We start from the raw sequence: 12,501 nt of genomic DNA, 5'->3' as shown, positions 1-12,501 counted from the left end.
AGATAAATTTTAGCACTAATTACTTTAATCTTAAAATTTAATTAAATAGTTTCATTAAAAATATGATAGATTTTAATAGCATTATTTAGGTAATTAAACTGAATCTCATTATTAGAGTTTTCTTGTTTTAAAAGTTCTCATGTTTGTAATTCATTATTATCTTTGGCATTGTAATAATATTTTTTCATAATAATTGAGATATTATCTTGAGTAATATAAATAGTTGGTAAATATGACATTTCTTTAATTAAATCTTGTAGTTCTTGTTTTTGTGCTTCAGAAAGATTTGCCGGTCAATCATATTGATTATTAGTAGGAATCAAGATGATTGAATCAATTGATTTTTTGAGCTTAGCTGCAAAAATTAAATAGTTTTCAGAATTTATTTCACCAATATTTTTAGCAACTAAATCAAAGCAACCTAGTTTTTTATAATTAGTATATCTTTTTTCTTTTTTACTTATTTTAAACAAATCTACTGAGTTAAGAAGGATTCTTATTTGCAATATAAAAACTAGTCCTAGGATTGGACCAAAATATAAAATAGTAAGAAATAAGCCTTTAAAATTCTTTTTTTTCATTTTAGTCACTATACCTCAAGAAAAATCTAAATCATTAATTTTTCCGTTAACAACTAAACGATTATTACTTTTTTCAATTCATGATAATTCAATAAATTTTTTTATACTAGTTTTTGGATCTTTTGAATAAATTTCCTGACACATTGGCTTAACATTAAATAATTGTGTGACATTAGTAATTTCAAGACTTTTTATTTTTTGAATGTCTTGATTATTTTTTTGAAGATAATATTCTTGTAAATCTTTTGGTAAATATTTAACTCCAATTTTAATACTTATATATAAATTAAAAAATGTTAAAAGAAAAAAAAGACCTAATAAAATTCAAGCCAGATACATATGTTTTTGGAAAAAAGGAATTTCAAGAATTAAAGGTTTAAATCTTGATACAACAAAAATTAGTAAAAAAGTTCATAGTCAATAAGAAAAAATTAATAAAAATAATCGTAGTTTTGGGTTTACTTGTTTAACTTTAATTTCATTTTTTCCATCATTATTACCCATCTTGCCCTCTTTACTTTTTCAAAATATCTTCATAGTTATTTCAATTTAGATTTAAATCATTAAAATATGTTGAATTATTTTTTAATGGATTATCAATATATGATAGTAAATTTTTAATGAAATATTCTTTATCATTATTATTGTAATTATTAATAAATTCTTTTTCTTGATTTTGAACATTAAAATATTTATTATTAAAGTTATTTCTTTCATTACTAAATGCTACAATAAAATCATCGGTAGTAACTGAATTTTCTGTCAGATATCCATATTTTTCTTGAATTGCTTTTTGTCAATTTTCAATTTGATTAGTAGTGAAAAACTTTGTTTCAGTAAAGGTTTGAGTATTCATAGTATCAAATTCTTTAAAAAATTGATTTTGATTTGCTAGTTCATTTAATTTACTATTAAATATTATTTTTTGATTCATATAATCATTTTCTTTATCATTTAAGTTATTAATAGTTATCGAAATATCATTCATTTGATAATCAAGTTCATTAATATAAGAGTTAATAGTATTTGATATATCACTATCAGGATTAGCAATTTTTGATTTTAAGTCTGCAAACATAATATTTTGAATTCCAAAATCTAGTGTTAAAAATGTCATTCCAACAAAAGCCACTATATATCCTATCATTTCAGCTGCGACTTCTATTGCGTGAATAAGAGTTTTTTCAAGTAATTGTACTATGGCTTTAAACACTACCTCTACTATATCTCTAATTTTACTTTTTTTATCAATTCATTCTTGAATATTATTAGTTTGTAAATTTAAATCTTTATTAGCTTGCTTTTCAACATTTGAATATTTTCAACTTAAACTTAAGGTCACTGCGACCAATGCTCAAGCTACTGGCGGAAATCATTCCATACCTATTTGAGCAGCAGATGCTATTATAGCTAAATTGAATCATATATCAAGCTTTGTTTCTCATGAATTGATTGAAGATAGCATGTTACTTAATAATATTTTGTGATTTTCAGCATCAATTTTCGTGATTAGTAATTGATTTTTGTTTCCTAATAATGTTTTAATTTCTTGATTAATATTAGCAATTTCATCATTAGTTTCATCAATTAATGAGTTATATAAAACTATTTTTTTATTTAGGAAAGTTTTAAGAATGTAACTCATACTCATTTTACTAATTCAGGCTTCTTGGGCACTTGTTAAATAGTTTTTAATTAAACTATAATCACTAATAGTTGCACCAATACTTCATTTATATAAATCAGTATTAGAACTTTTTAATTGCATATTATTTAAAGTATCATTTTGCAAGTTATTTTGTTTAACATAAATATAATCATAGTATTCGTAAAATTGCATTAAGATTGGTTTAACAAGATCAATTTTACTTTGCACTTGATAGGTATTTTCATTGTTTCAAATTATTCTTTGAGAAATTGAGTTGATGATTTTATTATCTAAATCTAATAGTTCTGACGCTTTAATAATTTCATTGGTTTTTGTGACACCAGTAATTTTTTTAGTTAATTCTAAATATTGATTTACTAATTCAGGTGCTATTTCTGCTTTTAATAATGTATTTTTAACTTTATTAAAATCATACTTTTGATAAGGATTGATATTTCAATAATGAGCTTTATCAGAAGTTAATATCGTTGCAGTTAAAGTTCCAACAATTGTTCCTGACAAAAGTAATGTTCCACCAATGATTAATCAATAATGTCCTCGTTTTTTCACTCTAATTTTCCCCCGACCTATTACATAAATTTTAGCACTAATTACTTTAATCTTAAAATTTAATTAAATAGTTTCATTAAAAATATGATAGATTTTAATAGCATTATTTAGGTAATTAAACTGAATCTCATTATTAGAATTTTCTTGTTTTAAAAGTTCTCATGTTTGTAATTCATTATTATCTTTGTCATTGTAATGATATTTTTTCATCATAATTGAAATATTATCTTGATTAATATAAATACTTGGTAAATATGACATTTCTTTAATTAAATCTTGTAGTTCTCGTTTTTGTGTTTCAGAAATTTTTGTTGGTCATTGATATTGGTTATCAGTAGGAATTAAGGTGAATGAATCATTTTGTTTTTGCAGTTTAGCAGCAAAAATCAAGTAGTTTTCTGAATTTAATTTTGCAACATTATAAGGAAATAAATCCAAACCACCTAATTTTCTATATTTCTTAATCTTTGGTCTTCATAATAATGATGCTGGTACAAAAGAAATTTTTGTGTTAAGTATATTTGGTATTAAGCCAATAAAAATTCCAATAATTGGATTAAAATAAAGGATAGCTAATAAAAAAAAATTAAAATTATTTTTTTTCATTTTAGTAACTATTCCTCAAGAAAAATATAAATCATTAATTTTTCCGTTAACAACTAAACGATTATTGCTTTCTTCAAGTCATGATAATTCAATAAATTTTTGCTTTTGTTTGAAATATATTTCAGTACAAATTGGTGTTATATTAAATAAGTTATTAATGCTATTAATTTCAAAATTGTTGATTTTTTTAATCTGATTTGTGTTTTTTTTAACATAATGTTCGCATAAATCTTTTGGTAGATATTTAATTCCATATTTTATAAAGTTAAAGTGATAAAATATTGCATAAAAAAATATACTTATTATAAAAATAATAAATATATAAGAGTTTTTATTTAAATATGGGATTAATATTAAGCAAATAATAATTGCAATTGGTAAAAAGAATGCTAATCAATTAAAAATAATAAATAAAAATAATCTTAATTTTGGATTTATTTGAATTATTTTAATTTCTTTTTTTATATCATCCATCATTAATACTCCTTATTTTTAAAAATATCATCATAATTATTTCAGATTAGATTTAAATGTTTCGGTAAATTTTTGATTATTTGATAGTTCATTTAGTTTACTATTAAATATTATTTTTTGATTCATATAATCATTTTCTTTAATATTTAAATTATTAACAACTGCTGTGATATTGTTTATTTGATTATCAAGATTATTTATATAAAATATGAATGCATTTGATACATAGCTATTAGAATTAGCAATTTTTACTTTTTTAGTTATAAATTAACTATTAAGAACTGTTTTATACAAGTATAATCCTGAAGCAAGTGCTTTTGGATAACGATATTTTTCTGTTTGTTTTGGTGATAAATAATCATTAATCTCTGATAAAGTAATTTTATCATGATGATAATCTAACATTGCTGCCACTAAATATCGTACTTGATAACGAACAAAACCTTTAGCTTTAATCGCAATAATTACAGTTTTCTTTTTTCGATAAATTTTAATTTTTTTAATTGTTCGCATTGGATCATTTTTATCAGTTGGTTTTAAACCACTAAAATTATAAAAATAATGTTCACCAATAAATAACTTAGCAACTTTTTTTAACTTTCAAGTTGATAATTTTTGACTATATTGATACTGATAATTAATTTTAAAAGGATCAAAATTATCACAATTAATATAATAACGATATTCTTTATTTTTAACATGATCGCGTAAATTATAATCATTAGCTACGATTTTAACTTTTTTAATTTTAATCGCACCTTTAAAATGTTGATCTAATATTATTTTTAACTTTTCAACTTCAATCATAAATGGTAACGAAAAAGTAAATACTTGATCATAAGCATGAACACCTTTATCAGTTCTACTAGTACCATGAATTGTAATATCTTGATTAAAAGTTCTTGATAAAGTTTTAGTAATTACGCCCTCAATTGTTCTTAAATTATCTTGCTTTGCTCAACCAAAGAAACTACTGCCATCATAAGTAACTCAAACACAATATGTTGTTGCTTTTTGCTGATTATTTGCTTGTTTGACTTGTTGCTTTTTATTAGACATTTTAACTCCTATAAAACATAATGATCAATTGGAATCGCAGGCATAAATGATGGAATTTTATGATAAGTAATAATAAAAGCTAAAAGACCAACACCTAAAATAAAAAATAAAATATCTTTATAATTAATTTTAAATTGACGAAATCTTGTTCTTTTTCCTTGAGGGTCATAACCACGAGAATCCATCGCATAAGCTAAATCTTCGGCTTTTTGAAAGGCAGAAACTAATAAAGGAATAATTAATGATACCAAAGCCTTAATTTTTTCTCGAAAATGACCATTTTTCAAATCAACTCCTCTTGAAGCTTGTGCTTTCAAAATTCTACCTGCTTCATCAAATAAAGTTGGAATTGATCGTAAAGCAATAGAAATAATCATTGAAATAATATGAACTGGAAATTTAATTAATTTTAAGGGCATCATTAAATCTTCCAATGCTAAAGTTAAATCTAATGGTTGCGTCGTTGTTGTTAAAATTGTTGTCGTAATAATCATTAAATAAATTCGAATTCCAATATAAATACTACTGTAAATTCCTTTAAAAGAAACAGTAAGAAACTTTCAGTGTCAAAGTTGACCAATTTTCTTAATTGCTTCTGAATCACTTTGATCTGCTTTAATAATAAAACAATTAAGAATAAATAAAATGACGACAATGAATAACATTGGTACCAACAATCGACCTAATAAAGAAGCTGGTAATTTAGCACTAAAAAAAAGGATTAAGATAAAAACAGCAATAAAACAATAACCTGTAAAACCAGTATTAAAGAAAATTGAAACAATTAAAGAAATTAAAACTACCAATTTAATGCGAGGATCAACTTTATGAATAATTGAATTTAATGGTAAGTATCGACCAAAACTAACTTTCATTTTTATCTTCTCTGTTTTCTTTTTTCTTTATTTCACTATTTTTTAAAATTGTTGCTAATTGATCAATTAATTCTTCCGTACTACGAGCATTAATTTTACTTGTATCAAAGCCTGCAGCTGTTAAATGATAAATAAAATCATAAATCTTTGGTGGCTCAATTCCAGTTCTGGCAATTAATCCTTGATTTTTAAAGATTGAGACTGGATCGCCTTGAGTAAGAATCTTAGTTTCATGAAGTACTACGACTTCATCAGCAATTTCTAACACATGGTTCATATTATGAGTTACTAAAATAATTGTTTTATTTTCGTTTAGATTTAAACTAGCAAATAATTTTAATAATTCTTTTTCACCATCGGGATCTAAACCAGCTGTTGGTTCATCAAGAATTAAAGTTTTCCCTTCTAAAGCCAAAATTCCAGCTATTGCTACTCTTCTTTTCTGACCACCAGACAAATCAAAAGGTGAACGATTTAAATAACTTTCATCCAATCCAACCATTTTAAGATATTTTTTCGCAATTTCTTTTGCTTTAGCCTTTTTTTCACCAAAATTAACAGGACCAAACATAATATCTTTTTCAATTGTTTCTTCAAATAATTGATACTCAGGAAATTGAAAAACTAATCCAACTTGTTTACGAATTCCTTTAATATTTTTAATTTTTTTCTTTTTAGCTTTAATTAAAAAATCATCAATCAGAACTTCACCCTTTGTCGGAATTAGTAATCCATTAATATGTTGAACCAAAGTTGATTTACCGCTACCAGTTTCACCAATAATCGCAATAATTTTTTGATCAGGAAGAGTAAGAGTAATGTCTGTTAAAGCTTGATATTGATATGGAGTTTTTGGTGAGTAAATATAACTTACTTCTTTGAATTTAATCGGCATAAGTTTGCTATTAACTCCTTTTCATCTAAAGTTTTTGCAACTTTAACTCCTCGTTCTTGTAACCCTAAAACAAGTTTCAAAACAAAAGGAATATCTAAACGAATACTTTGTAAATATTCTCAATCTTTTAAAATTTCATCTGGTGTATCAAAACGAACAAGTTTACCACGATTCATAACAATTACTTTATCAGCATTTAAAATTTCATCCATATCATGCGTAATTGAAATAATTGTTTTTTTTCTTTCTGCTTTTAATTGCAAAATAATTTCTTTAACTTCACTTTTACCTTTTGGATCTAACATACTAGTTGCTTCATCAAAAATAATAATATCTGGTTGTAATGCTAAAACTGAAGCAATTGCCACTCTTTGTTTTTGACCACCAGATAATCATAATGGTTCGTGATCTAAATATTTTTCCATACCAACAGTTCGAGCTGCTTTTTCAACAATTGCTGGCATTTTTTTCGGATCTACTAAATGATTTTCTAATCCAAAAGCAATATCATCACGAACAGTTGCACCAATAAATTGATTATCAGGATTTTGAAAAACAATTCCTAAATGTTTACGAATTTTTTTAATATTTTTATTAGTTACTTTTTGATCAAAAATTTCAATATCACCTTTTTGGTTATGTAAAACACCCATAATGATTTTTGATAAAGTTGATTTACCAGAACCATTATGGCCAATAATTGTGACATACTCACCTTGATTAATACTAAACGAAACATCATCAATTGCATTTGGATAATCAGGTTTATAACGATAACTAACATTATTTAATTTTAAGGAAATATTATTTTGTGACATAAATTATTTCATCTCCATAAAAGACTAAATCTACATTGATACACTTAGTGCATATAAAATTATAACATAATTTATTTAATATTAATTTATATTTTTTATAAATAAGTAATTCAATAAATAAAACAAAAAATGATATTTTCATATCATTTCTTAAAAAATAAATAAGTAACATTATATTTTTTTCTTATTTTAAATAGACTTTTCAAAATGAACATGCTAGAATATTTTTATTAAGAAGGAGCAAGCCTTCCCATTCCCAACCTTAGCTGTTGGGGTTTTTTATGGCTAATTTTGATATTTCATATCTAAACTAGTCATCTTTAAGAGCTTCTTGATATTTCATCATAGCAACTTTACGAAAAAATCTACTTTTTTTATCAAGTTTAATTACTTTACCGTTAACATCTTTTCAAACATTGATAATTTCAGTTTCGTCAACTGTTCGTTCATAAATCGGTCTAACATATTGAATTTTATTATTAATCTTAATTGAAAAATAATCAGATTTATTTGAAATTGTAGTCATTATTTGAACTAGAAGATGATGATTTGGATAAACTTTAATAATAATTGCTGGTTGAAATCTTTGCTTACCATTTTCATCAAGATTATCTTTTAATGCTACTCAAATCCCTCGCCCTTTTCGCATTTTTTTTAAATCTCATTTTGGATTTTCAATATTATTCATAATAATTTACCTTTCTTTCTTTAATTATTTTTTAACATTAAAATATTCTTACTATAATATTCTTTAAGAAGGAGCAAAATTTCAAACGTCCAACCTTAAATGTCAATTTATTTTTATAACTATATTTATTCATTTTCATATTCTGATAAATTTTGTTCTTTTAGTTGATTTTTAATGATTTCATTTTCATTTTCTAAAATAATTTGATTACTTTTCAATTGTTTAATTTCTAAAGTTAATTTTTCAATTATTTTTCGTTCTATCTTTTTATCATCTTTTAATTGTTTAATTTCTAATGATTGATTTTTAATCATTTCATCTTTCATATCTAGATCTCCTTCATCTTGTTCAAGTGATTCTTGATACTCCATAGTTCTAACTTTTTTAAAAAAATCACTCTTTTTATCAATTTCAATAATCTCACCTTTTTCATCTTTTCACATAAACTTTACATCATTAATATCAACTGTTCGAAAATAAATTGGTCTAATATATTGAATCTTATTATTAATCTTAATTGAAAAAGCATCATATTCACTTGCTTGACTACTCATTAATTGAACTTTAACATGAGTTGGATAAACTTTAGTAATAATTCCTGGCCGATACTTTTGTTGACCATTTTTATCAAAATCACCTTTTAATCCAACTTTAATTCCACAACCTTTTCGAAACTTTTTTCAATATCATTTAAATTTTACAATATTTTTCATAAATTAATTACCCCATTTCTTAATTAAGAATTTATTAAAAATATTTTTAAAAATTTTATTATTTTAATAGATATTATTAAAAGTAATGCTATAATATTATTATTCAAGAAGGAGTAAGCCTTCCGATTCCCAACCCTAGCTGTTGGGCTTTTTTATACCTTTTTATCAATTATTTTATTTGTCCCTAATCTCTTTTATCTTAATACCTACTTATAGTTAAGTATACTCCCAATTCTTGATTGATAATAAAGAAAATTAAAAATTAAGATAAAAATAATATTTTTAAGATATAATTAAATTATTCAAGAAGGAGTAAGCCTTCGCATTCCCAACCCTAGCTGTTGGGCTTTTTTATCCTTTAAAATAAATAAAAAATGGTACTAAATTTAGCACCATTAAATTAATTTATTAATCACTTCTAGCCATTGTTTCATCATCACTTTCAGAAGCAGTTAATGGTTTTTCTGGATGATTTTTTGCTTTTCATCTTTTATATCATTGAAACTGTCCTTCTTCAGGATAACGATGTTTAACTTTTTTACGAATATCTGCCATTTCTTCTTTTGGCAATTTATTTCACTTTACTTTTTTTGTTTTATGATCAACATACTGATTCATTTCTTGTTCTAATAAAATTTCTGCTAACCTTTTGCTACGATGAGTTCCATAAAGCATATCACGATTTCTGCGATAAGCAGCAAGCATTCCAAAACCTAAGAATAAAGCAATTCAAATAATTAAAAAACCAAATTGTTGCATAATATATAAACTATCAGCACTTGTACCATTACCTGTAGCAATGCTATAAATAATTGCACCTTGACCATGAATTGAATAGGTATATGGCGTAATATAACTTAAAACATTAAAGAATGGTGATTGCATAAAGGTAGGGAAAGTTCCTCAACCCGAAGATAAGCTAATAATTAATAATACAATAACTAAAAACTTACCAATTGTTTCATCTTGAACACTGTACCACAAGGCTTGTTGAATAAAAACAAAGACGGTTGCAGTAAACATCATTCATAAGTACATTAATCCGAAACTAGCACCAATTGCTGATCAACCTAAAGCATAAATCGCAATCATTAAAACTGTTGTTTGAATCCATGCCGTAGCGAGCATTAAGGTTGTTTTTGATAAGTATCAAGCCCATGGAGTTGCTTTTTTAACTCGTTTTGCTCGATCATAAATAAAGGTTTGCATTAAGGTACCAACTCAGATACCAATACATAAGAAGAACTGCCCTAAACCAATTCCATATGGATTATATTGACTACCAATAATATTTGTCTTGACAATTCCTGCTAAATTAGGAAAAAAACCATTTTCAGCTAAAGTACTAGGTTCACTCTTATTTTGACTATTACTGTCATTAAAGACTAATGACATAATAGTATTAAAATCAGATTCTAAATTGTAAACAAATGTTCCTTTTTGTGGCTTACTTGTACTACCAAATGGTATTACATAAGCACTTATATCTGCTGGACTTGTTGAACTAGTACTAGATAAAATACTAACTAAACCAAATTGTTGACGCAATATTGGTGCTGCAAGCGCCATAAAACTTTTATAATCTTTAATATTAAAAGGTGTTCCGGCAAAAGCTCCAGTTGCAGTAATAGCAAAGTTAGCATCAGTTTCTGGAATCAAAGTAGCAGATTGTTCTAAGAAACCAGCAATATTACCAGCGGTAGAAAATAATTTCTTGACACCAGCAGCATCAATCGTAATCGTTCCCAAATTAGGTGGCAAACTATCATTAATTTTTTGCGTTAATTGTGCTGATAAAGTTAAAGCAATCAAATCACCGGATGAACCATTCATTAAAAGATTTCATAACTTCGCAAGGAGACTTAAAAATCCATCAGTTCCTCAATCACTAGTAATACTTGTCCCTGTTGTTCCTTCAATACTCATTGGTGGTAGAGTTCAAGTAGAGTGTTGCGCTTTAATTGCTGCTAGCATTTCTTGATTACGAATAACATACTCAGTACCTTTTGTAACTTGAAAATTAGCTGAATGCGTTGTTGTTGAACCATGATCAGCAATCCCAGTTAAAATTTCATCAACAGTTTCAGGAGCAGTAAATGCTACTGCTGCTTTTGCGTTGTTAAGTGTATCTTGCATAATTAATGAAACTAGTTGCATTATCACTTGTGGTCCCATATCAACTAATAAACTACTTTTAAACTCATTAAAAATATACATAAATTGACCAAATAAGAAATTATGTTTATAAGTTGATCAAAATTGAATATTGTTTTGCTTTAAATCAGTTAAAAAATCACTTGCTGATTTTTGTACTGTAACACTGCTACCACCTATTGTCCGATTAAAATTTTGTAAAGTAGCATCAAGATAACCAATAAAATCTTTTGATAAATTTTTTGGCATTTGTGCTTGAACTCAATATTTTTTTTGGTCCTTAACATTTCAAGTACCATCAGAATTTGTTGTTGCTACTGCTGCTGCTTCATCACCAGTTAAATATTTTAGATTTGTTAAAGTCATATTATCATTTACTTTGACCTTAAATTTATCTTTACTGCTATTATAAGAAATATTTTCAACACTACCTGATTTTCAAGCGTTAACTAGATTGTCTACTAATGACATCTTTTTATGAAGTAACATATTAGCAACAGGAATTTCTGTACTTGCTGTTGTCACAAAAACTAAATTACTAGGAGGAGTTGCATCTCAATTAAAGCTATCATCAATAATTGTTTGATTATTTTTATCATCAGTATAATAACTATAAGCTTCTCCAAATGCAAAATCACCAGTTACAGTCGCCCCAGCAATTGTATCAATTGGCATATCATTACTAATAATTGCCATTGGTGCTGATCCAATTTTGGGAATTGGATTTCAAAAGGCTCAAATACAAACAAAAGCATATAAAAAAGGGACAAAGCAAATCGCAATAAATTTAATTACTCTTTTTCTACTACTAAAAACTCGTTCGCCAAATTCTGCTTTAACACTATCAACATAACCATAATATTTTTTCATAGTTTTCTCTTTCATCTTTTATTTTGCTAATCAGTTTAATTTTAGACAAAAATACTAGGTGACTAAAAAGGAATATAACTGAATGCTAATTTAACTATCTTAATATATCACTTTTTTTTTGCTTTATCTATATTTAATATAAAAAAAGATGCTTTTAAAAGCATCTCTTTAAATCCTTATACAAATGTAATAATTACCATTTTTGCATTATCACCAATTCTGGGATTAATTTTAATTAAACGAGTATAACCACCGTTACGATCTTTATAGCGATCAGCAATTGTCGTAAATAAAGTATCAATAACAATGTCTTTATCACTATCTTTGTTAGTAATTTTTCTTAGCTTAGCAATTGCTAATCTTCGTGAATGTAAATCTCCACGTTTAGCTAAAGTTACTAATGGTTCAACAAAAGTTTGTAACTTTTTACCAGTATGTTCAGTAACAACTAATTTACCATGTAAAATTAACTGACTAGATAAATCTCGCAATTTACCATATTCTTTTGTACTAGTATTACCTAAATCATTAATATATGACATTTTTACCT

General features: G+C 25.4%; 11 protein-coding genes. All 11 read right to left on the bottom strand.

All coding sequences use genetic code 4. From position 1 onward, the window contains the following. Positions 1 to 41 precede the first annotated feature (41 nt). The 11 genes from LT335_RS02555 to rplQ all read right to left on the bottom strand — a co-directional run bounded on the left by LT335_RS02555 (position 42) and on the right by rplQ (position 12,493). Positions 42 to 1,085, bottom strand: a complete 1,044-nt coding sequence (locus tag LT335_RS02555) for a hypothetical protein (protein WP_249728438.1) — start codon at positions 1,083 to 1,085, stop codon at positions 42 to 44. Positions 1,086 to 1,095: 10 nt separating this feature from the next. Continuing rightward, complete coding sequence (locus tag LT335_RS02550; protein ID WP_249728437.1) at positions 1,096 to 2,799, bottom strand: hypothetical protein; 1,704 nt, start codon at positions 2,797 to 2,799, stop codon at positions 1,096 to 1,098. 63 nt (positions 2,800 to 2,862) lie between these two features. After that, the gene (locus LT335_RS02545) at positions 2,863 to 3,882 is read right to left on the bottom strand and encodes a hypothetical protein (protein WP_249728436.1); all 1,020 of its coding nucleotides are present in this window, start codon (positions 3,880 to 3,882) and stop codon (positions 2,863 to 2,865) included. A 264-nt stretch (positions 3,883 to 4,146) separates the two neighbouring features. Beyond that, a complete protein-coding gene (gene truA / locus LT335_RS02540; RefSeq protein WP_249728435.1) occupies positions 4,147 to 4,938 on the bottom strand; it encodes a tRNA pseudouridine(38-40) synthase TruA in 792 nt (263 codons plus the stop codon). 8 nt (positions 4,939 to 4,946) lie between these two features. Beyond that, entirely contained in the window at positions 4,947 to 5,813 is an 867-nt protein-coding gene (locus LT335_RS02535; protein WP_249728433.1) for an energy-coupling factor transporter transmembrane component T family protein, read from the bottom strand. After that, the gene (locus LT335_RS02530) at positions 5,803 to 6,708 is read right to left on the bottom strand and encodes an energy-coupling factor transporter ATPase (RefSeq protein WP_249728432.1); all 906 of its coding nucleotides are present in this window, start codon (positions 6,706 to 6,708) and stop codon (positions 5,803 to 5,805) included. Before LT335_RS02530 ends, LT335_RS02535 begins: the two co-directional genes overlap by 11 nt. Next, positions 6,684 to 7,526, bottom strand: a complete 843-nt coding sequence (locus LT335_RS02525; protein ID WP_249728430.1) for an energy-coupling factor transporter ATPase — start codon at positions 7,524 to 7,526, stop codon at positions 6,684 to 6,686. Before LT335_RS02525 ends, LT335_RS02530 begins: the two co-directional genes overlap by 25 nt. 310 nt (positions 7,527 to 7,836) lie before the next feature. Beyond that, the gene (locus LT335_RS02520) at positions 7,837 to 8,214 is read right to left on the bottom strand and encodes a hypothetical protein (protein ID WP_249728428.1); all 378 of its coding nucleotides are present in this window, start codon (positions 8,212 to 8,214) and stop codon (positions 7,837 to 7,839) included. A 125-nt stretch (positions 8,215 to 8,339) separates the two neighbouring features. Continuing rightward, complete coding sequence (locus tag LT335_RS02515) at positions 8,340 to 8,927, bottom strand: hypothetical protein (RefSeq protein ID WP_249728427.1); 588 nt, start codon at positions 8,925 to 8,927, stop codon at positions 8,340 to 8,342. A 408-nt stretch (positions 8,928 to 9,335) separates the two neighbouring features. Continuing rightward, positions 9,336 to 11,951: a hypothetical protein gene (locus tag LT335_RS02510; RefSeq protein ID WP_249728426.1), complete on the bottom strand. Its 2,616-nt coding sequence runs from the start codon at positions 11,949 to 11,951 to the stop codon at positions 9,336 to 9,338. A 176-nt stretch (positions 11,952 to 12,127) separates the two neighbouring features. Next, positions 12,128 to 12,493: a 50S ribosomal protein L17 gene (rplQ, locus tag LT335_RS02505; RefSeq protein WP_249728425.1), complete on the bottom strand. Its 366-nt coding sequence runs from the start codon at positions 12,491 to 12,493 to the stop codon at positions 12,128 to 12,130. Positions 12,494 to 12,501 lie beyond the last annotated feature (8 nt).

The organism is Spiroplasma attinicola, from assembly GCF_023509825.1.
GTDB lineage: Bacteria > Bacillota_I > Bacilli_A > Mycoplasmatales > VBWQ01 > Spiroplasma_D > Spiroplasma_D attinicola.
The sequence above is the reverse complement of the archived record's forward strand: the minus strand, read 5'-3'. Positions and strand labels throughout refer to the sequence as shown.